Consider the following 20,360-nt stretch of genomic DNA (forward strand, 5'->3'; position numbering starts at 1 on the left):
TTCAGTCGCCCTTCGCGGCTTCGGCGTTCGCTTCGGCCGAGCTGCCCGCGGCTGGCGTCGGCGTCGCCTGCGGCTCGTTTGGTTTCTGTCCGGGCAACAGCTCGGCGAAGCCTGTCCGCTCGGGGTGCGGCCTGAACCCGGCTTCGGTGCGCCACTCGTCGAAGGTGAACGCGCTCGGAAGCGTGCCCATCACACGCAGCCGGTGCTCCCGGTCGGCGGGCACGGGCGAGTCGTAGGAAAGGATCACGTCGTCTTCGAAGCGCGGGGCAAGGTGCTTTTGCATCGCGGCAAGGAAGACTTCGGCGCGCGGTTTCGTCGCCTGCTCTGCCAGGTGCTCACGCGCCGCGTAGCTCGTCGCCCTGTTACTGCTCGTCACGTCGCCGACGATCTCGGGCGGCACGCGGTAGACCATCCGCACGAAGTCCATGTTGGCGGTCATCGCGGAGCGCGGAAATCTGGTCATCGGATGCAGCTCGGCCCCGCCCCCACCGCGGAGCGGGAGAGCGGGGCCGGCTGGCCGCAGTGGGACGCGGAGGGGGTCAGCCCTTCTTGGCCTTGCGCTCGGCGCGGGACTCCTCGGCCACGCGTCGGCGGTAGCTGTCGCCCTCAATGCTGATGATGCTGGCGTGGTGGATGACGCGGTCGATGAGAGCGATGGCGCACGCGGCGTTGGGGAAGATGGTGGTCCATTCCGAAAACGGCAGATTGGTCGTCAAGACAATCGGCTTTTTCTCATACCTGCGCGACACCACTTGGAAGAGCAGGTCCGCGTTCCGGGCGTCGTAGGAGAGGTAGCCAATCTCGTCGATGACGAGCAGACCCGCCTGGGTGCAGTAGTGCTTCAGGCGCCGGTCCAGGGCCCTGGCGGAGTCCTGACTGCCCAGGTCGAGCAGCAGTTGGGAGGCGGTGGTGAAGAGGACGGAGTGGCCAGCCTGCACGGCGTTGTAGGCGATGTTCTGGGCAATCATCGTCTTGCCCAATCCCTGAGGGGCGACAAGGACGACATTGGCGGGGCGGGCCATGAAGTCCAGGGCCAGGGCGCTCTCGACGGCCGGCCTGTCAATGCGCTTGGGCCAGCCCCAGTCGAAGTCGGCCATCGTCCTGAGCGCGCCGAGCTTGCTGCGTGACAGGCGCCGCTCCACGCTGCGACGAGCCCGGTCCTTCGTCTCCTCCTCGGCGATGGCTTCCAGCAGCTCGGTCGGCCCCCACCTGCGCTTGGTGGCCATGGCAATGAGGTCATCGAGTGCGTCGCTGGTGTGGCTCAGGCCGAGGGCGGTGAGACGTTCTTTCAGGGGCATCATGGTGCTTGCTCCGGGTCGCCCTCGAGGAGGGCGTCGTAGGCGTTGAGGGAATGCTGGGGGACGCGCTGCTCACGCACGCGCGGGTCATCTGGCAGCACCAGGGGCAGCGGCGGAGGCGCCCCCTTCTGACGGCGTCGCTGGTCGAGGACGTGGGCGACGGAGGCGGGCCCGAGTGCGCCGCGCTCGAGCGTCTCGGCCAGGGCGGCGTCCAGTTCCGCGGCGCCGTAGCGCTCTGCTAGCGCCAGCAGCTTCACGGTGTGGTTGCCGAGGTTGTCACCGCGGTCGGCGAGCGCCTGGAGCATCTGGTCGGCGCGTGGGCAGCGGGCGCGCAGCAAGTCCCGTCCGCGCAGCTCGTGGGCGTGGGCCTTCTTCCTGGCCAGCGCGGCCAGGTGCTGGGCGTCCTCGACGAGGGCGCCCTTGTCCCAGCTGCGCACGTGCGAGGCGACCTGCTGGGCGCCGTCGAGCAGGCGCACCGTGGTGGCAGAGGCCACCAGCGTGAGAGGACGGCGTACCAGGCCATCCGGAATCGAGTAGTCATTGCCGTCGAAGCGCACGTAGGGCGTCTTGCCGGAGGAGGCGGGGCGCACCACGTCGGTGGGCAATGGGTGGGCGGGCAGCGGCAGCAGGCGGGGACGCTCGTCTTCCAGTGCCTCGGCCACCGTGCGGCCCGAGGCGTCGCCGGGCACCCGACGCTGGTGGGCCACCTCGTCCACCCAGCGCTTGAGCTGCCGATTGAGGTCGTCCAGGCCGTGGAAGCTGCGAGCGGCGAAGAAGGAATCGCGCAGGTAGCGGATGGTGCGCTCCACCTTGCCCTTCTCGTTGCCGCGGTAGGGGGCACAGGGTTTGGGCGCGAAGTGGTAATGCCCGGCGGCCTCCAGCACGCGGGGGTGGAAGCGGATGGCGTCTCCGGCCCGCTCCAGCACGACGGACTTCAAGTTGTCGTAGAGGAGGCTGCGAGGCACGCCCCCGAGCGCCTCGAAGGCCTGGACGTGGCCCTGCAGAAAGCACTCCATCGTCTGCCCCAGGAAGAAGCGTGCGTACATGGCGCGCGAGTGGCCCAGCACCAGCACGAAGCAGGAGAGCGTCCGGGAGGCCCGCCCCACCTGCACCTTGCCGAAGCTGCCCCAGTCCACCTGCGCCTCTTCGCCAGGTAGGGTGCAGCGGCGCAGGAAGGCCTCGGCCTGGGGCCCAGGGCGCACCCGCCGCACGTAGCGCTTCACCTGCTCGTAGCCCCCCGGGTAGCCCCGGGCCTTCACCATGTGGAAAAGGCGCGTGGCCCTCAGGCGCGGGTGGGCCTTGAGGGTGGCGTCGATGAAGTCCGTGTAGGGGCCCAGCACGGTGGGTTTCACCGTGCTCCTATCGGCAGGGGCCACCTGCACGTCCTCGAGGGCCGCCTCCACGGTGTCGTGGTGCAGGCCCAACTCCGTGGCGATGGTGCCCACCGGCCAGTGCTCCGCGTAGTGCAGCCGGCGGATGCGGGCACGTACCTCCGGGGCAATCATCCGCCCACCTCCTCACGGAAGGCCGCGCCGCCAACGCGGGCCCACTCGGGTGCGCGCCAAGGTGGTGTGGCGGAGGAAGGGGCTTTGGCGCCCGCAGAACGTGCAGGCGGGAGAAGGCGGCAGTGCATGCGGAGGGGGCCTCGCTGCGCTCGGCTCCGAGGCCACCTGCGTGGTGGCCTGGACCGGCGCGAGTGGCACCGTCGCCTCGTGAGCCGCCTCCGGGGGAGCCTGATGCGTCACTTTCCTGCGTCGCTCCCGGTATGCAGCCTGGCGCGCAGCGTGGGCGTGCCGCCCGTCCCGCGTGCGCTGGTAGCGCCGCCCGGCCGCACGCACCGACTCCGCGCGCGCCCTCCTGCCGCAGGCCCGCTCGCAGTAGCGCTGGCCCCGGTCGCATCCGGTGCACAGCTGAAACAGCCGTCGGCACTCCGGCCGACCGCACACCGCCAACCGCAGCGACTCCACGCGCAGCCTCCCGCGCGCGCCGACTTCTGGCGCTACGCCCCGGACTGCGCTACCCCTGCCTCACCGGCCCGCCCCTCTCGCACACCAGGGCGCGCCTCCAGGAGGGCCCTCCAGGTGTCGCTGGTGGGCCTTCCGTTTTTCAGGACGCGCGCGACCGCGGACTCCACCGGCGCACTCCCCACCCCTCAACTTTTTGGCTGCACGCGCCGACGGTGCCGGCCACGAAGTCACGGAACTCCGGGCGACCGATGACCAGGAATCAGCGCTTCCTGGAGACCATCAACAAAGTCCATGAGGAACCGGCGCAGGTCGACGAGCTGCATATCTTTGAATGGGGTGTCGAGCCTCGCGAACGTGGTTCGGCCTGACGTAATCATCACCCGCCCGGCGTTCGTCGGCCCGCCATACTCACGAGCGAGTGATTCCTTGAACGCCTTCGCGGGACCTGCCTGCGATTCGTTGAAGCCCTCGATCGCGATGACCGCGCCCGGCAGCATGTTGTTGTAGAAGGCGTTCTTCGTGTAGTGCGCCGCGTGCTCGTCGGTGTCGACTTCGTCGCCGAGCGCATAGGCGATCCCGATGCCGCGCCCGAGCGGGTCAGCCGGGTTCAGGCGCTTCACGTAGACGACGCTCGCGGCTGGAATCGTGAACATGCGACCGCCAGCCGTGACCGTGTATGTCCGCTCAGCCTTCGGCTTGCTCAGGTCCGGCAGCGCGAGCACGCAATCGGGCGGCACCGGCCACAGACCGACCGGCACGCCCGCGACTTCCTCGACGACAGCGAAGAACTCGCCCGTCAGGTCGTAGTGCGTACAGAACAGCTTCGCGAAGTCGCGACCCGTCATGTAGTCGTTAGGGTCCGCGAGCAGCCGCAGCAGTGGATGGTCGGGCAGCTCGACCGCACCGGCCACGTCGACGAGCGCCTTCAAGCGCTCGCGACGCACGTCGCCGCAGGCCCGACGAAGCGACACGTCGACGAGCGTCTTCCGAGTCGTAGGGTCTCGCCGCTGGAAGGCACGCCAGGTCACGTCAGCGAAGGCGTCGCCCACCGTGTCGACGATGGTCCCGAGCCATGGCATTTCGGCGTAGGACGCGAGCAGCGCGGGCACCTCGCGACGTGGCGGGGCCGCAGCCCATCGGCTCAGCTCCAAGCCGGTCCCCTTGCGCTTGCTCCCGCTCAGCGCGGCGCGCACCCTGTTGAGCATTCCCATTGCGTGACCTCGGACGGCGAAGATCTGCCCAAGCTAAATGGGTGCGGTTTCGCGAAGTTTTTCTGTCGGTTGCAGGGGGAGCAGGCTCGGCGCAGTGGAGGTTTCACCTAAAATCATCGACTCGCGAGCCTCAAAACTCCATGGGGCGCACGCGGGCCTAGCCGCAGCGGGCGATGCGTTCAGGACCACGCCTCCGCCATGAGCAAATCGCCACAGGGCCGCGCGTTTTTTCTCAAAATTTTCTGAGCGTGTGTGCGCGCCGAGCAAGGTTAGTCCTTGCCGCATGTAGGATAAGGAGCCCGGAGGGGTCGGGAGGCACCCACCCACCCCCTCACACGCTCGGCCATGCGCGCTATACTCCAGCCCTATCCAACTAACAGACTAACCCTTGACCATAGCCATGAAGCCAGAATCAGAACGGGTCATAGAAGCAGATGTAGACGCGCTAAGAAAACAAGCCGAGCAACTCTCCGCAGACAATGCCCGCCTGCAAGCCGAATTGGACGCTTACAAAGCTGATCGGCGATCGGCAGGGAAACGCCGCAGTCAGCTTGTAATGTGGTTCAGTAAAGTGGTGTGGAACCTATGGGCTGGTCCTGACCTCGCAGCAAGCGCAAAACGCATAATACAACGCCTGAAAGATACGAGCACGCTTGATGGCGACGAAGTGATCGATTTGCTTGCCGCTGCATTCAACCGAATCTTTCAATACGGGAAGATCGCTCTAATCATCGCCCTCGTTCCTTTCACACTCAGCACATGTCAGACCCATCTGCTAAACACACAGAACGACCTAATCGCCGAGCAGAACCAGTTTCTTCAAACACAGATCAAGCTTCAGCAAGAGCAAATACAATCACAGCGCAGCGAAACCAATACCCTTCGTGCCACGTCACTGATCGGGACTCTATATGACAGGTCGGAATGTCAGCTAGAAGATCGGAGCCAGTGCCCTATCGCCGCTAGCGCCCGAGCACGAGCTGAAGCGGCTGTTGCCTACGCAGGTATCATGCGCACTAACCTTGAAAAGCTACCTATTGGCAACTGGCCATTCGCTTCCCAGAAGTACTCAACACCACACCCTTACGCCCCTAGGGTCAATCTGACTGGCGTAAACCTAGAAGGCGTGAATCTGTGGAGCGCCGATCTTTCACGTACTGACTTCTCATTCGGGAACCTTGCGGGCGCAAAACTGAACGGCGCAAATCTTAAGACAAGTGCCTTTTACGCCACAAACCTGAGCCACGCAGATTTGAAATTAAGCTATCTGGACGAAGCGAGCCTAATCTTTTGTAAATGCCAAGACGCACAATTTATTCATGCCTCGCTCAGGAATGCTCTGCTTATCAGGGCGGATTTTACAGGCGCATTGTTCGGATCGACCGATCTGTCGGGGGCAGATATTCGAGGCGCAAACTTTGCCAAAACCACTTTCGGGTCACCCGAAATGCCTCTTAATCTTAAGGGCGCCATCTATGACGACTTTACAATTTGGCCAGATGGCCATGATGCGAGCATAGCCCGTAATCGCGGGGCGGTTCATGTAAATGAGTTACCAGCAGACGCCGTGCGGGGTCTCATGCGAATCTCCTATCCTGACACTGTCTTCGCTCCTGAGACACTATACTCTCCCTACGTAAAGCAGTGATTCCGACAATTTGCTTACAAGAAATTCAAGGATACTTGTCTTCGCTCATTGACGAGAACGTCCGCCTTCGACACTTCACCGCCTGTACGCAGTATGCGATCCATTGGCGGCGCCAGCCGCTCGGCGTCTTGCGCTCCTCGCAGCGCAACTCGCCTTGCCCACGCAGCAATCGCACGCCACACAGCTCGCAACGCACAGGGTACAGGTTACGCCGCCGAGCTGCCGGTAGCTCAGCGCAGGCCATGTGCCGCGCCCCCACGGTGCGCTCGTAGACGATGACCTCGCCCGGCTCCAAGGGGAGCGAGCACACCGCACACGGCCCGCGGCGCCTTGCGACCATGACCGGCATGCTCAGCGCCCCCGCTCGACGAGCATCAGGCGCAGGTCGGCTAGAGCACGCACGAGCATTCGGTCGACCCGGCTATTCGGCGCTCCCCAGGCTTCGGCCACCGAACGCACAGACTGAGCCGCCCGGTTGATGCCGAACACGCGGGAGACCAGCTCACGCCGATCGGGTGCAAGGTGGCGCACGGCTTCGAAGACCCGGGCTCGGCGCTCGGCGGCGAGACACAGCGTCGCAGGGTCGGCAGCTGCGGGAGAATTCACGTCGAGCGTGCGAAGTGCGGCTTCGGCTTCGTCAACCAATCTCGCACGGCCCGGCTCCCTCTCGGCATTGGCGGCTGGAGCATCCAAGCTCTCGCACCGGACGGGGCCGTGATCTCGCTCCCTCGACTTCTCTGTTCTCCCCTTGTGCGCGCCGAGCACGGTTCCAAGTGCCCGGGCTGCGGAAATCGGAACCGGGAGGGTGTCTCCAGGTTCGTCCACCGCGAGGGCAAGCTGCGGAATGCTAGGCCCTTTGGGTTGCGAGCGAGCGGAGCACGTTCGCCCATCGGTGCCGGTGCCCGTGAACCACCGGCCAAAAAACGCACGCATTTACCGTGATGGGAGAAACAACGAAAAACAAACATGATTGAAGTTCTCGAAAAGTACATTCCGCAGGTCATCGCAGCGCTCACCCAAGCCGGGCCTGATGGCCTCACCGTGAAGGAGCTGCGCGGGCACCTCGTCGCGGGTGAGCAGTTCACTCGACGGGCCCTGACCCTTCTGCTGGCCACCGGCGCGGTGCGCGTGTCCCACCGTCACAGGCCCGGCGTGCGCGGTGCGGTGCCGCGCGTCTACATGCTCGCCGACCCCAACGCGCTGACGCCGGTAGCTACGCCGGCCCCACGTCGAGAGGAGGTGACGGAGTGACTGACGCGGCTCGTATTTCCTTCCCCTCTCTCTCTATTCTCCTTAAGGAAGAGAGAGTTCCGTCACTCCGTCACGTCCAGAGTGAAAACCCCAGTGACGGAGCAATGACGGAGCCCCAGCGCGTTGGGACTTCCGTCACAGCTCCCCCCATGCCGGCCCATGTTGACGCGGAAAACCCGGCGTCGGGCCCTGTGCAGGTGCCCGCTTCCTGGACGGTCTGCCTGACTGACTCGCGCTTCACTCCCGGGAGTCTGGAGGTCGTGGAGTTCCGCTCAGCGGGCGAGCTGATGGGCGCTCTTTACGAGGTGGCAGCCGCTCCGCTCGTGCGCCCGGAGAAGGACGGCCGCGCCATCATCCCGGCCAAGCCGCATCCGCCCCGCGCTGATGGGCTCTACGAGGGCAAGGACGGTCAACCGACGCCAGCCCCCTACCGCCGCAACGCGAACTTCTCTCACGTCACCCTGGCCATCGTGGACTTCGACGGTGAAACGCAGGCCGCGCTCGATGCGTGGCTCGCGAGCCTGCGCCGCCGTGGGTTGTGGTTCCTCGCCTACCCGACGCACTCCTACGGGCGCACCGCGAAGCCCATCCGCTACCGCGTCGTCTTCCCGTTCAGTGAGCCCGTGCCCGTTGGCTCGGCGAGCCGCTGGTCCGAGCGCCTTTGGCCGCACCTCATGCAGTGCGTGGGGCTCGGGGGCCTGACGGAAGCCACGTTGAAGGCCGATATCTCCTGCAAGGACGTTGCGCGGCTCTACTACCTGCCAAGCTGGGACCCCTCCAACGCGCTGCCACGTCCAGCCCCGGAGCACCACCAAGGCCAGCCGCTCGACGTGCAGGCCGAGTTCGGTCCTCTGCTGCGGCAGCCCTTCGCACGCTACGCCGAGAGGCCCAACGAAGAACAGGTGGACGGCTCGCGGGTGGCCGACCTCAAGGACGTGCGCAATCGACTCCGGCGCTTCAAGCGTCCCGACGCCGTGACGGTTCTCACGCAGATGGACGCGGGCGAAGTTCTCATGCTCGACGGACAGCGGCACCTGGGCATCAACAGGCTGACCGAAATGCTCGCCCGCGTGGCCACGCATGAGGAGAGTTCGGAAAGCCTCCTCGAAATCGCGCGCCGCTCGCTCGATGCGCTCGTGCGGCTGGAGCCCTCCCGTGACGTGTGGGGTGAAGCGCTGCGAGGCCTGCGCGGGGCTCGCGCCAAGCTCACGCAATGGGACCTCCAGAGAGCGGCCCAACGAGCAGCGGAGTACGCGGAATGGCGCCGTGCGCTGGGACTGGTGGCCAGCTCGGGCCACCGAAACGAGGGCGCGTAATGAGCACGATTATCCATCCCAGTGACGCGCTGGCGCACGCAGCCGATACAGCAGCAGCGCTTACCCAGGTTGCCAAGCTGCCGCTCGTGAAGGTCGTTCCGCTGGAGCGCTACCTTGCACGGCGGCACGATGGGCGCGGCTTCGCTCCGGAGTTCCTGACGCAGAAGGCAGCCGAGGACTACCTGATTCTGCGAGGGCTGGTGGACCCGCGAAATATGTGGCCGCGTGGAGTCAGCCCGTTGGCCGCTTCACCCAACGTGCCGGGCCTCTGCGCGGGCGTCATGGCCATTGAGTGCAAGCCGAACGCGCCCGATCTCCTCATGCGCAAGGACGAGACGCTCGCGGTCAACACCTGGGAGGCTCCTACGCTCGTGCCGGTTTCGGGCGATTGGTCCGACGTGCGGCGCGTTCTGCTCTGGCTCGCCGAAGACGAAGCCGGCCTTGACTGGCTGCTCAACTGGATCGCGTTCAAGGTGCAGAATCCGGGCTCCAGGCCGGGCACCGCCATCCTTCTGCAAGGGCCCCCGGGCTCCGGAAAGAACGTGCTCTATCGCGTGCTCGCGCACCTGCTTGGGCCCTCCAACTGCGTCCAGATTGGCGAGGCGGACCTGGCCAAGCCCTACAACCTCCACTTCGCTACGAAGCTCCTCATCTTCGCCAACGAGCTGCTCGACAACCACAAGCGCGGCGGCTCGCTCGGCGACGGGCTCAAGGCGATGATCACCGACAGCGAGGTCTTCCTGGAGAGCAAGGGCGTTCCCCGAACCCCAGCATCCAACCGCGCCGGGCTCCTCGCCGCTACCAACCGAACGAAGCCCATCGAAATCGAGGAGAACGACCGCCGCTGGACGGTGTTCCACAACAAGACCAAGCCCGCCGAGTATCAGCACCCGGACCTCGGCATGACGCATCGGGAGTTCTTGGAGTCGCTGCACGCGCCGGGTGCGGACGACGCCTTTACGCCGGAGTTCATGGTGCAGGTGGCGGCCTTCGCTCACGCCATGCTCAACCGCGCCGTGGACGCGCGGCGAGTCCGCAGGCCGCATGTGAACGCCTCCCGCGAGGAGCTACAGCAGCTCAGCGAGCCGGTGACGGAGCAATTCCTGCGCGAACTCAAAGAGAGCCCAGATGGGGACGGGCTGCTTCGCGACTGGGCGACGAAGAGTCCCACCGCGCCGTCGAACATGCACGCGCCTCCGGGGCCCGTGGTCGGCAAGACGAAGGCGTTCACGAACGACGTGCTGTATGCGGCGGTCTGCGGCTTCTGCCGTGTGGTGGGGCAGAAGCATCCGCCGCAGAAGAGAACCTTCCTTTCCGCGCTGAAGTCGGCGGGCTGGACTGAGCAGCGCGACAGCAAGACGCGGGGCTGGCTACCTCCGTGGCATCAGACGGGCGACGATGCAACGGCGCTCGCAACGAACGTCGTTCCTCTCACGGGACCGCGTAGCGCTGCCGGGACGAGTGCCAATGCCGCACACTCGACAGCCGAGCCCAGACCGGGTCACGCAACGCCCAGCAACGGGAGCTGAGCCCTGCGATGAACATGCCCACGGAAGCGGGCTCCAGCGCGCCCGAGTTTCTCACCGTCGACGAAGCCGCCGATCTCCTGCGCGTGAACCGTAAGACGCTCTATGAGTCGATCCGGCTCGGGCAGGTGCCGGGGGTCGCTCGCATCGGGAAAGCGCTGCGGATCCGCCGTGGCGCCCTGGTAGAGTCCTCCCCCAGTAAGGGACGCGGTCCTGACGACAGGTGTCGACGATGAGCGTCAGGCTGCGGCGGTGGAAGAACAAGGCAGGGAAGTCCCTGGAGGCGTGGACCGTGGACGTGGTGTTTCAGTATCCGGACGGAAGCGAGCGGCGGGTCTCCAAGACCTCGCCCGTTCAGACCCGTCGCGGTGCTGAGCAATACGAACGCGAGCTGCGGGCCGCCCTCCTCAACGGGACTTTCGGAAAGGAGAAGTGCGGCGAGGAAAGCGCGATCACTCTCGCGGAGTTCACCCCGCGTTTCCTCACCTACAGCGAGAACAACAACAAGCATTCGAGCGTTTTCAGCAAGAGACAGATCCTCACCCACCATGTCCTCCCGTTCTTCGGGAAGATGGCGCTCGCGAAGATCGGCCCGGCTGAAATCGAAGACTTCAAGGCGCTAATGCGGAAGAAGAAGTCAGCCGCTCGCGCCCGGAAGGAAGCTCCCACAAAGGCGGCGATCCGGAAGCGGCAGGACGTGGAGCCCAAGCCTCTGAGCTTGAAGACCATCAACAACGTTCTGACCGTGCTTCACAAGCTGCTGACGCTCGCGGAAGAGCAGCGGGTCATCCCGCAGGCGCCGCGCGTGAAGCTCTTCGGAAAGGTGCCGAAGGCTGCCTTCGACTTCCTGAACTTCGACGAAGCCGAGCGGCTTGTCACCGATGCCGAGCCGGACTGGCGGCCGGTGCTGCTCGTCGCCCTCAAGGCGGGGCTGCGGCTGGGGGAGCTAATCGGGCTCCAGTGGACCGACCTGGACTGGCAGCGGAGCACCCTTCACGTTCGCCGGACTATCTGGCGCGGGGTGGAGGGCTTGCCGAAGGGCGGGCGCGAGCGGGCGGTCGAGCTGCCTGCGTCCATGGTGGATGCCCTCAAGGCCCACCGACACCTGCGGGGCCGCTTCGTGTTCTGCCAAGAGGCCGGACAGCAGCTCACCGAAGGGAAGATGAAGCAGCCGCTTCGTCGGGCCCTCCGGGCAGCGGGCATCACCCGCGAGCAGGGGCAAATCGGCTGGCACGACCTGCGGCACAGCTACGGGAGCCACCTCGCAATGAAGGGGGTTCCGCTCAAGGTCATCCAGGAGCTGATGGGGCACGCGACCATCGAAATGACGATGCGCTACGCCCACCTGAGCCCCGAGACGCGAAAGCAGGCTGTCGCGGTGCTCGACGCGCCCTTTGCGCCGGCACGCGACATAGACGCAACACGGCTGGAAGGTGCTGCTAACCAGCCGTGATCACGGCCTAAAAATGTGGAGGCAGCGGGAATCGAACCCGCCGCTTCCCATTCAGGCTTCGCGAGTGCTTCAGCGCGCCGACTTTGTCGAGTCCCGTGCGGCCAGCCAATTGTCGTGCAGCCACTTCTCCGTCTGCCGATGGCCGGGCATGTTGATCCACACGATGTCGCGCTCGAACACCATGACGCGCTCGTTCGCCCCGACGATGACCCAGAACCAGCGGCCGTCCCCGGTGTTGCGCATCTTGACCTTCATGCCCGTCACGGTGATGACCTCCGGGCGGCCCTGGCGCGTGACACGGATCGGCTCGTCATGGGGCTCTATCCAGCTGATCTCCATGCGCGGCAACAGGTCGGGCGCGAACTCCTTCAGGAAACCCATGGCAATTTCCCGGGTGCGCTCCCGGGAGGGCAGCTTGTCGCTCTCGTAGGCCAGGTCCATGTGCGCGAAGCCCTTGAGCAGGCCGGCACCGTTGACGACCAGGCTGTAGTGCTCTCCGCCGAGCCCCGCGTTGCGCCCGTCCTGGCGCTCGAAACGGGTCAGGGTGGCTCGCTCACCATCGACGGTGACGTCGCGCGTGGAGACCTGCTTGTACCCCTCGGGCGTCAGGCTGTTGAACGAGGGGGTCGTCTTCGCGGTCTGGACGGCACTGGCTGGCATCTTTCGCTCCTTCGCTGTCTGGGCATACGCGGTGACACTGGCTGCCAGGACCAGACTGGCGGCCGCGGTCCACCCCGCGATGGCATTGCGCTTCTTCATGGGGGGCTCTCCTCGGGATTGCGTCGGCATGTCCGCATGCCTGTCGATTGCTTCAAGTCATCCCGCGGCTGTCACGGCCCTCCCCTGCGCTCCAGCCCTCCCCTCGACAGGCCCTCCATTCCTCCGTGCTCCGAATATTCCTGGCGAAGTTATTGGCAGAGTGCCAATAATGCCCCATGCATCATTCCGCCCGTGCCGCGCTGCTGCAGGAGGTGAACGGTCCCTTCGTCATCGACGAGGTGGAGCTGGAGTCGCCACGCGCGAACGAGCTGCTGGTGCGCGTCACCGCGAGCGGCATCTGCCACACGGACCTCACGTACCGCGCGGGCGCGGGCCGCTTCCCGCTGCCGGCGGTGCTGGGGCACGAGGGGGCGGGCGTGGTGCAGGCCGTGGGAGAGGCGGTGACGGACTTCGCGCCGGGCGACACGGTGGTGCTCAGCTACTTCTCGTGCCGCGCCTGCGGCACCTGTGTGAGCGGACACCCCGCGTACTGCCAGCAGGGGCCGGCGGGCAATGTCTCGGGGGCGCGGCCGGACGGCTCGTTCCCCATGCGCTGGCGCGGGCAGCCCGTCCGCTCGAGCTTCTTCCACCAGTCGTCGTTCGCCACCCATGTGCTCGCGCATCAGCACAACGCGGTGAAGGTCGACGCCTCGGTGCCTCCCGAGCTGCTCGCTCCGCTGGGCTGCGGCTTCCAGACGGGCGCGGGCGCGGTGCTCGAGGCCTTCCGGCTCCAGGCCGGGCAGCAGCTCGCCGTCTTCGGGGCGGGCGCCGTCGGTCTCGCGGCCATCATGGCGGCGCGGGTCGCGGGAGCCTCCTCGGTCATCGCCGTGGACCTGAGCGCGGAGCGCCTCGAGCTCGCTCGGGAACTGGGCGCCACGGACACCTTCCTGGCGACGGAGCCTGACCTCACGAAGAAGATTCTCAAGCGCACGCGGGGTGGCGCCGACTTCGCGCTGGAGTGCGTCGGCCTGCCGCAGGTGCTGCGCCAGGCGTTCGACGTGACGCGGCCCCTGGGCACGTGCGGACTGCTGGGCATGCCCGGCCGCGACAATTCGGACGTCACCCTGCCGATGATGGGGCTGCTCGTCGGCAGGCGGCTGGTGGGCATCCTCGAGGGTGACGCGGACCCGAAGACGTTCATCCCCCGCCTGGTCACGCTGCACGCCGAAGGGCGCTTCCCGCTGGAGAAGCTGAGCCGCCCCTACGCATTCGAGGCCATCAACGACGCGGTTCACGACATGGAGACGCGCACGGCCATCAAGCCGGTGCTGCTCATGCAGGGAGGGTGAAGCCCATGACGTTCGACGAAGCGGTGAAGGCCGAGCGGATTTCCCCGGAGCAGGCGCTCGCGCTGTTCGACAGCCTGCCCACCGTGGACCTCGCATTCATGCGTGGGACCTGGAAGGGAGGCGAGCTGCGGACGGGCCACGCGCTGGATGGCCTGCTCGGCGCGACAGGCTGGTACGGCAAGCAGTTCCTCGACGAGGAGCGCGTGCACCCGTTGTTGTTCTTCACCGCCGACCGCTCGGCGGTGTTCCCCGTGGACCCGAGGAAGTGGCCATCCCCCACGCTTCAGGGCGCCGTGGGGCAGCACCGCGCGGACGTCGAGACGGACACGTTCAAGGCACGCCTGCGGCTGACCGTGTATCGGGGGAAGCTCAGCGCGACGATGGTCTACGACGACCGGCCGATTCTCGACGTCTTCCGGAAGGTGGACGACAGCACGTTGCTCGGGGCGATGGACGCGCGCGACATGCCGCAGCCGTACTTCTTCGTACTGCGACGCGACCCGGGCGCGGCGAAGCTGTTCCCCGCCCGCTGAGCCGGGCAGGGCTGCGCGGCCTCGTGCGCGCCTTGCGCGCCGCGACATGGAATTGCCTTGCATCTGTCATGCATCTCCATCTGCACCGATATGTCTCCGCGTGATGGGCATTCGTCGGGTGCTGCAACGGCATCCCGCCGCGGTGCAGAGGGGACAACACCATGTCGAGACCCGGAATGGCCGCGCCACGCGGCCTGCTGTGCACGCTATTGGCGCTGTCCTTGTTGACCAGTGCCTGCGACGACGGGACGGCGCGTTCCGGAGAGAGCTCCGGCCCGTTGCTCGAAGGGCCCTTCGTCGCGGTGTCACGCGAGCTGAGCGCCGAGTCGTGGGAGCGCCTGCGCCTGGGGCTCGGCGTGACTCCGGAGACACGCAACGCGGAGGGAAACGGGACGTTCTACCTGGCGCTCCGCAAGAAGGAGCTGGACCAGCGCTGGTTCATGTCCGCCATCTTGAAGCATGACACCCCGGCGGACGTCTTCGGCAACTTCGTCTACTCGCTGGGCGCGCGCGTGGTGTCCTTCCAGGTGCAGAACGGCAAGCTGTATGCGTTCGACGTGGATGACACCAAGGTGCGCAGCGATTTGTTCAAGCCGGACGAGGTCATCGAGGCGTGGCCCATCATCACCGACGATGCCAGCTTCAACCGGCTGCCGGGCTCGGAGGACTACATCCTCTTCGACCCCGCCGCGGGCCTGGACCGCCTCGCGGGAACGGACTACCGGGGGCCTGTCTATGGTGCCGGATTCGAGGTGGAGCTGGCCTTCGCGCGGCGCTTCCGGAAGCTGGACACCGGTATCGCCATCGAGAAGCTCGTCACCGGCCGTGCGCTCCCCTACTCCGCGCTCGACAACATCCCCTCGCGAGTCACCGCGACGCTGGCTCTCGAGCTGAAGCGCTACCAGGAAGGCGCGGGTTTCACGACGCCCCCCGCGCCGCCGCTCGCGCACTACTTCCTCAGCAGGCCGCGACTCATCCCCAACAGTGGCCTGCTCACCGAGGCGGTGCCCATCAAGTGGAACATCCGGCCGGGGATGAAGCCCATCACCTGGGTAATCTCTGACACGCTGATGAAGGCACAGCAGGACCCGCGCTACAGCGCATATGACATCGTCGGCGCGGTGAAGCGAGGCGTAGAGCAGTGGAACGAGGCGTTCGGCTTCCAGGCGCTCTCCGCCCGGGTGGCAAGGCCGGGCGAGTCCCTGGGGGACCTGGACCTGAACTCCATCTTCTTCGACCCCGACCCCTCCTACTCCAGCGCGTTCGCGGACTTCCGCTCCAACCCGAACACCGGAGAGATTCTCGGAGCCAACGTATACCTCCCCATCACCTGGCTGGACGTGGCGGTGGCGGCGGGAGAGGCGGAGCCCATGACGACAGGGACGGGGGGCGCTTCCCGCTCCCGGCTCAGGCTGTCATGGAACGGCATGACGCCCGAGCGGCTGTGCGAGCTGGATGTCTCGGAGGCACTGGCGGACGTCGCGGCCCCCGTCGCCGGACTCACGGGCACGCTGCCGCCCCTGACGACCAAGGAGCGCGTGGAGCGCATCTTCACGGACGTGGTGATGCATGAGATTGGCCACACGCTGGGCCTGCGGCACAACTTCAAGGGCTCCCTGACGTTCCCCTCCTCCTCGGTGATGGAATACACATACCTGCCGGAGCAGGCCTGGCGCGGTGGCGGCGTGGGGCCCTACGACGTGTCCGCGATCCGCTACCTCTACGGGCTGTCCTCCAGCCTGCCGGAAGAGGCGTTCTGCACGGACGACGACACCTTCGTGGACGTGGACTGCAACCGCCGGGACACCACCTCGAACCCGCTCGAGCTCTTCTATGGCCCGGCGTACCGGGAGCAGCTCCGCGCGACGTTGGAGACGGGCGCCCCGGCTCCGTACGACGCGGTCCTCAATAGCGTGTTGCAATACGTGCGCTCGGGCCGCTCCAGCCAGGAGAAGCTGCGGGCCTGGAACATCGCCACGGAGGGGCTGCTCGCCCCCATTCCTCCAGAGACCCTGGCGGCCTTCCCGGGCTACGGCGACAGGGCGGATGCCCAGTCCCGGCGAATCCTCCGGCGCCTGTACCTGGACGACGTCATTACCCGAGGCTTCTATTTCACGGCGGACCCGCGCCCCAATTCCCTCTTCACGCCCGTCCTCCTGGCGCAACTGCGCGGCAACCTGCTCAACGTGGACGGCGTGCGCAGCCGGGCCACGCGCCGCACGGCCATCGACATCCTGAAGAAGCTTCAGACGTACGAGGCCTTCACCGTGCTGCGCGAGGCGCGTGACGTCGTGGAGGCGTCCCTGCCAGGCCTCTCCGGACAGGCGCGGATGGATGCCGAGGACGTGCTCAGCCGCCTCGTCCAGGCAACATCGCCGTACTTCAACTGAGGAGCGCGCGGGCCCGGGCGTGCAACGAGCGCCCGGGCGTGACGCGGCTCAGGCCTCCGCGCGGAGCACCGTCATCGGGTCCACGCGCGCGGCGCGCCGGGCGGGTAGCCAGCTCGCGAGCAGTGCCACGCCGAGCAGGAGGAGCGCCACCGCGGCGAGGACGAGCGGGTCGGTGGTGCTCACCCCATACACGAGCCCCGCGAGCACGCGGCTGAGCCCCACGGCGCCCAGCATGCCGAGCGCCACGCCCACCCCGGCGAGCAGCGCCGCCTGCCGGAGCACCAGCCCCAGCACGTCCCCCGCCGTCGCGCCCAGGGCGAAGCGGATGCCGAACTCCTTCGTGCGCTGCGCTACCGCATAGGACACGACGGCCGCGAGGCCGGCCACCGAGAGCAGCAGCGCCACCACGCCGAAGGCCCCCAGCAGCAGGAGGCTGAAGCGCCGCTGGGCGAGCGAGCCCGCGAGGAGGCTCTCCACGGTGCGCAGGCGTACGGGCAGCTCGGGGGCGAGCTCGCGCATCACCGGCCGAGCCAAGGTGGCCAGGACCGTGGAGTCCGCCGGGCCGTGCACCGCGATGTGGAAGCGCTCGGAGGCCCGCAGTCGCTGACGGGAGCAGCCATAGAGCGTGGGCTTCGGCTCCTGGTCCAGGCCCTCGTATCGCACGTCCGCCACCACACCCACGATGGTGAAGGGGCGCAGGTCGCCGTCCATGTTGCCGAACTGGATGAGCTTGCCGAGCGGGTCCTCGTTGGGCCAGCGGGCCTTCGCGAGCGACTCGCTGACGACGGCGACGTGCGGCGCCTCGAAGGTGTCACGCGCGTCGAAGAGGCGCCCTCGCACGAGTGGAATGCCGAGCGCGCCGAAGTAGCCCTCGCTCGCCACGCGGTAGTCGGCGGAACCCGTGCGCGCGGGCTCGTGCACCAGTCGCTCGAAGTCGTCGAAGTTCATCACCTCGTCGGGGCGGTTGAGCACGATGAAGGTGCCGTCACCCGCCGGACTCCCCTCGAGCGGGAAGCTGCTCACTGCGCCCACCGCGCGCACGCCGGGCAGCGCGCCCAGCCGGGAGATGAGGTGCTCCTGCATCTGCACATTGCGCAGCCGCCCCGCCTCGTCCGCGGCCGAGGGAAGCACGAGGCTCAGCACCGCGACGTTCTCGGTGCGATAGCCCGGGTCCAGCGAGAGCAGGCGCGCCAGGCTGCGAGCGAGCAGCGCCGCCCCCACGAGCAGCACCAGTGCCAATGCGAGCTGTCCCACCACCAGGGCGCGGCGCGTGCGCTCCGCTCCCCCACCCCCGGCCTGCGTGCGCGAGCCCTGCACCAGCGTGGCCCATGGCCCCTGGCGCGCCGCGCGCAGCGCCGTCACCAGGCCCAGCCCCAGCGCGAGCAGCAGCGAGAGCCCGAGCGCGAAGAGGAGCGCCGTAACATCCACCGCCACCTCGCCCACGCGCGGCAGGTTGCCCGGCTCGGCGGCGAGCAGCGCCTGCACGCTCCATGTGGCGAGCAGTGTCCCCAGCGCACCGCCTGCCAGCGAGAGCAACAGCGACTCGGTGAGGAACTGCCGCACCAGCACGCCGGGCCCAGCGCCCAACGCCACGTGGATGGCGAGCTCGCGCCTGCGTGTCGCCGCCCGGGCGAGCAGCAGGTTGGTGACGTTGGCACCCGCCACCAGGAGCAGGAAGGCCGCCGCGCCCAGCAACACGTAGAGCGTGGGCCTGGCACGCCCCACCAGGCTCTCGTGCAGGGGCACCGCGGCGATGTCGTGCATCCGGGTGTCCTGGCCGTACTGCTCCTTCAGCGCGCGTGCGATGCCCGTGAGCTCCGCTCGCGCGGCCTCCAGGCTGACCCCGTCCGCCAGCCGCCCTACCACCCGCCAGTTGTGCGCGGTGCGGCTGGGCAGGCGCGGCTCCAGCTCACGGGGAATCCACAACTGCGTGCCCACCGGGTAGTCGAAGGACTCGGGCATCACTCCCACCACGGTATAGGTGCGCCCGTCGAAGGTGAGGGTCCGAGACAGCGGCAGTGGTTGTGAGCCGAGGTGCCGCTTCCAGAATGTGTGGCTCACCACCACCACGGGAGCGCCTCCCGCTTGCTGCTCGTCCGCGTCGAAGAAGCGGCCTTGCACCGGCTGCACCGCGAAGGCTCGGAAGAAGTCGCGCGAGGCCAGCGCCAGCGTGGCGAAGGTCGGCTCGTCCGTACCGGTGACTGCGACGCTCGCCCCTCCCGACACCTGGGCCAGCGCCGTGAAGCCGCGGCTCTGCGCCTGCACGTCCTCGAAGTTGGGGTCCGAGAACTGCATCAGGTGGCCGTCGGCCGCCCGCTGCGAGACCTGCATGAGGCGCTCGGGGCGCGGATAGGGCAAGGGGCGCAGCAGCACCCCTTCCACCACGCTGAAGAGGGCCGTGCTCGCCCCGATGCCCACGGCCAACATCAGGATGCAGCTGAGCGCAAAGCCGGGGCTGCGCCGCAGCGAGCGCAGGGCTTGACGCAAGCCACCATGAAGGGTGTCCATGCCGGCAGTCTCCTGGAGACGAGGGAAAATCCCCGGGAGGCTACGTCCTTGGCTCGGAACGATTGCCTTGCACGGTGCGAATCACGGCGACGGATGCGAGCGACGACGCGCGGTTCGGGTGGGGTCAGGGCAGGCTGGAGGACCAGCCACCGTCCACGGGGAAGGCGCCGCCGGTGCAGTAGCTGCTGTCGTCGCTGGCGAGGAAGAGGTTCAACCGGGCGACCTCCTCGTTGGAGGCGAAGCGCTTGAGGGGCACGCGCCCGGCGACCCAGGCCCGGACCTCTGCCTCCCTGCCGACGCCAAGGGTCCGCTCCACATTGGTCATCATGTCGTTGTCGACGGGGCCCGGGCACACCGCGTTGACGCGGATGCGGTGGGGCGCGCCGTCAATCGCGGCCGCGCGCGCGATTCCAATGACGGCGTGCTTGCTGGTCACGTACGGCGAGGAGATTCCCATCCCACCGAGGCCTCCCGCCGAGGAGGTGAGGACGATGCTTCCGCCGCCGCGCTTCTGAAGCTCGGGGAATGCGAACTTGATGGCCAGCCACGTGCCGCGCACGTTGATGGCCATCACCGAGTCGAAGGCCTCGACGGAGATGTCGGAGATGGGGCGGAACTCCCCCTGGATGCCCGCATTGCTCACCAGGATGTCGAGCCCGCCGTGGCGCTCCACCGCCTCGCGGAGGTAGCGCTGGGTGTCCTCGACCTGGGAGACATCCGCCACGGTGTAGCTGAGGTTCTCGTGGTTGATGGCCTGCACCGTCTTGCGGAGTTTCTCCTCGTTGCGGCCAACCACTACCACCCGAGCGCCCTCCTGGATGAAGAGCGCAGCTGTCGCCGCTCCGATACCACTGCCACCGCCGGTGATGACCGCGACCTTGTCCTGCAACCGCTTCATGATGTGCCCCCTATCAACGTCGGCTGATGCCCAAGCCGCCACGGATTCTAGAGAGCACGCATCAGCGGTACTAGTAGCCGCGATACCAATACAGCGGTGCTCACGGTGCGGATGGAGGCCGAGGCGCAGGTCGAGCAGCGGCGAGGCCACTCGAATGTCTCGCGCGGCTCAAGCGCTGCTGCTGCCTCCGCAAGCCCGCGCCATTCCACGGAACGGGGCAGCTCCGGGCGCGGCTCGCGTCCGCCCACAGTGACATCTACACGCTCAAGCGGTGTTCGATGCACATGCACATCGTCAACTCTCGGAGCCTCCG

General features: G+C 67.2%; 17 protein-coding genes. 9 read left to right on the top strand and 8 right to left on the bottom strand.

The window, feature by feature from the left end; translation table 11 throughout:
- Nucleotide 1: 1 nt before the first annotated feature.
- The 4 genes from ACVTJA_RS29615 to ACVTJA_RS29630 all read right to left on the bottom strand — a co-directional run bounded on the left by ACVTJA_RS29615 (nucleotide 2) and on the right by ACVTJA_RS29630 (nucleotide 4,476).
- Nucleotides 2-463 (bottom strand): hypothetical protein, encoded by a 462-nt coding sequence (locus tag ACVTJA_RS29615; protein WP_465824709.1) that lies wholly within the window; start codon nucleotides 461-463, stop codon nucleotides 2-4.
- A gap of 76 nt (nucleotides 464-539) precedes the next feature.
- Complete coding sequence (gene istB, locus ACVTJA_RS29620; RefSeq protein ID WP_465824711.1) at nucleotides 540-1,301, bottom strand: IS21-like element helper ATPase IstB; 762 nt, start codon at nucleotides 1,299-1,301, stop codon at nucleotides 540-542.
- Nucleotides 1,298-2,803 (bottom strand): IS21 family transposase, encoded by a 1,506-nt coding sequence (gene istA, locus ACVTJA_RS29625; protein WP_465824713.1) that lies wholly within the window; start codon nucleotides 2,801-2,803, stop codon nucleotides 1,298-1,300. The genes istB and istA overlap by 4 nt, the downstream gene beginning before the upstream one ends.
- A 689-nt stretch (nucleotides 2,804-3,492) precedes the next feature.
- Entirely contained in the window at nucleotides 3,493-4,476 is a 984-nt protein-coding gene (locus tag ACVTJA_RS29630; protein WP_465824715.1) for a phage portal protein, read from the bottom strand.
- A 400-nt stretch (nucleotides 4,477-4,876) separates the two neighbouring features.
- Here ACVTJA_RS29630 and ACVTJA_RS29635 point away from each other — a divergent pair, with 400 nt between their 5' ends.
- Nucleotides 4,877-6,124: a pentapeptide repeat-containing protein gene (locus ACVTJA_RS29635; RefSeq protein ID WP_465824716.1), complete on the top strand. Its 1,248-nt coding sequence runs from the start codon at nucleotides 4,877-4,879 to the stop codon at nucleotides 6,122-6,124.
- Nucleotides 6,125-6,475: 351 nt separating this feature from the next.
- On the opposite strand, the gene ACVTJA_RS29640 is transcribed toward ACVTJA_RS29635, so the two are convergent.
- Nucleotides 6,476-6,769, bottom strand: coding sequence for a hypothetical protein (locus tag ACVTJA_RS29640; RefSeq protein WP_465824718.1), 294 nt, complete (start codon nucleotides 6,767-6,769; stop codon nucleotides 6,476-6,478).
- 321 nt (nucleotides 6,770-7,090) lie between these two features.
- Here ACVTJA_RS29640 and ACVTJA_RS29645 point away from each other — a divergent pair, with 321 nt between their 5' ends.
- The 5 genes from ACVTJA_RS29645 to ACVTJA_RS29665 all read left to right on the top strand — a co-directional run bounded on the left by ACVTJA_RS29645 (nucleotide 7,091) and on the right by ACVTJA_RS29665 (nucleotide 11,670).
- Nucleotides 7,091-7,375, top strand: a complete 285-nt coding sequence (locus ACVTJA_RS29645; RefSeq protein ID WP_465824720.1) for a hypothetical protein — start codon at nucleotides 7,091-7,093, stop codon at nucleotides 7,373-7,375.
- Nucleotides 7,376-7,635: 260 nt separating this feature from the next.
- The gene (locus ACVTJA_RS29650) at nucleotides 7,636-8,691 is read left to right on the top strand and encodes a hypothetical protein (protein WP_465824722.1); all 1,056 of its coding nucleotides are present in this window, start codon (nucleotides 7,636-7,638) and stop codon (nucleotides 8,689-8,691) included.
- Entirely contained in the window at nucleotides 8,691-10,220 is a 1,530-nt protein-coding gene (locus tag ACVTJA_RS29655; RefSeq protein WP_465824724.1) for a DUF5906 domain-containing protein, read from the top strand. The genes ACVTJA_RS29650 and ACVTJA_RS29655 overlap by 1 nt, the downstream gene beginning before the upstream one ends.
- Before the next feature lie 14 nt (nucleotides 10,221-10,234).
- Nucleotides 10,235-10,453 (top strand): helix-turn-helix domain-containing protein, encoded by a 219-nt coding sequence (locus ACVTJA_RS29660; protein WP_465840539.1) that lies wholly within the window; start codon nucleotides 10,235-10,237, stop codon nucleotides 10,451-10,453.
- The gene (locus tag ACVTJA_RS29665; RefSeq protein WP_465824725.1) at nucleotides 10,450-11,670 is read left to right on the top strand and encodes a tyrosine-type recombinase/integrase; all 1,221 of its coding nucleotides are present in this window, start codon (nucleotides 10,450-10,452) and stop codon (nucleotides 11,668-11,670) included. Before ACVTJA_RS29660 ends, ACVTJA_RS29665 begins: the two co-directional genes overlap by 4 nt.
- Before the next feature lie 69 nt (nucleotides 11,671-11,739).
- Here ACVTJA_RS29665 and ACVTJA_RS29670 read toward each other — a convergent pair whose 3' ends face one another.
- A complete protein-coding gene (locus ACVTJA_RS29670; protein WP_465824727.1) occupies nucleotides 11,740-12,429 on the bottom strand; it encodes a hypothetical protein in 690 nt (229 codons plus the stop codon).
- A gap of 176 nt (nucleotides 12,430-12,605) precedes the next feature.
- Between ACVTJA_RS29670 and ACVTJA_RS29675 the strand changes: the two genes are divergently transcribed.
- From ACVTJA_RS29675 to ACVTJA_RS29685, 3 genes are all read left to right on the top strand, one after another.
- Nucleotides 12,606-13,718 (top strand): NAD(P)-dependent alcohol dehydrogenase, encoded by a 1,113-nt coding sequence (locus ACVTJA_RS29675; RefSeq protein ID WP_465824728.1) that lies wholly within the window; start codon nucleotides 12,606-12,608, stop codon nucleotides 13,716-13,718.
- Between the two features lie 5 nt (nucleotides 13,719-13,723).
- Nucleotides 13,724-14,251 (top strand): DUF4334 domain-containing protein, encoded by a 528-nt coding sequence (locus ACVTJA_RS29680; protein WP_465824730.1) that lies wholly within the window; start codon nucleotides 13,724-13,726, stop codon nucleotides 14,249-14,251.
- Between the two features lie 176 nt (nucleotides 14,252-14,427).
- Nucleotides 14,428-16,641, top strand: coding sequence for a zinc-dependent metalloprotease (locus tag ACVTJA_RS29685; protein ID WP_465824732.1), 2,214 nt, complete (start codon nucleotides 14,428-14,430; stop codon nucleotides 16,639-16,641).
- Between the two features lie 48 nt (nucleotides 16,642-16,689).
- Here ACVTJA_RS29685 and ACVTJA_RS29690 read toward each other — a convergent pair whose 3' ends face one another.
- Nucleotides 16,690-19,149 carry an ABC transporter permease gene (locus tag ACVTJA_RS29690; protein WP_465824734.1) on the bottom strand — a complete coding sequence of 820 codons (2,460 nt, stop codon included), beginning with the start codon at nucleotides 19,147-19,149 and terminating at the stop codon, nucleotides 16,690-16,692.
- 124 nt (nucleotides 19,150-19,273) lie between these two features.
- A complete protein-coding gene (locus ACVTJA_RS29695; RefSeq protein ID WP_465824736.1) occupies nucleotides 19,274-20,047 on the bottom strand; it encodes an SDR family NAD(P)-dependent oxidoreductase in 774 nt (257 codons plus the stop codon).
- Nucleotides 20,048-20,360: the final 313 nt, after the last annotated feature.

The sequence above is a fragment of the Pyxidicoccus sp. M6 genome (assembly GCF_055568925.1).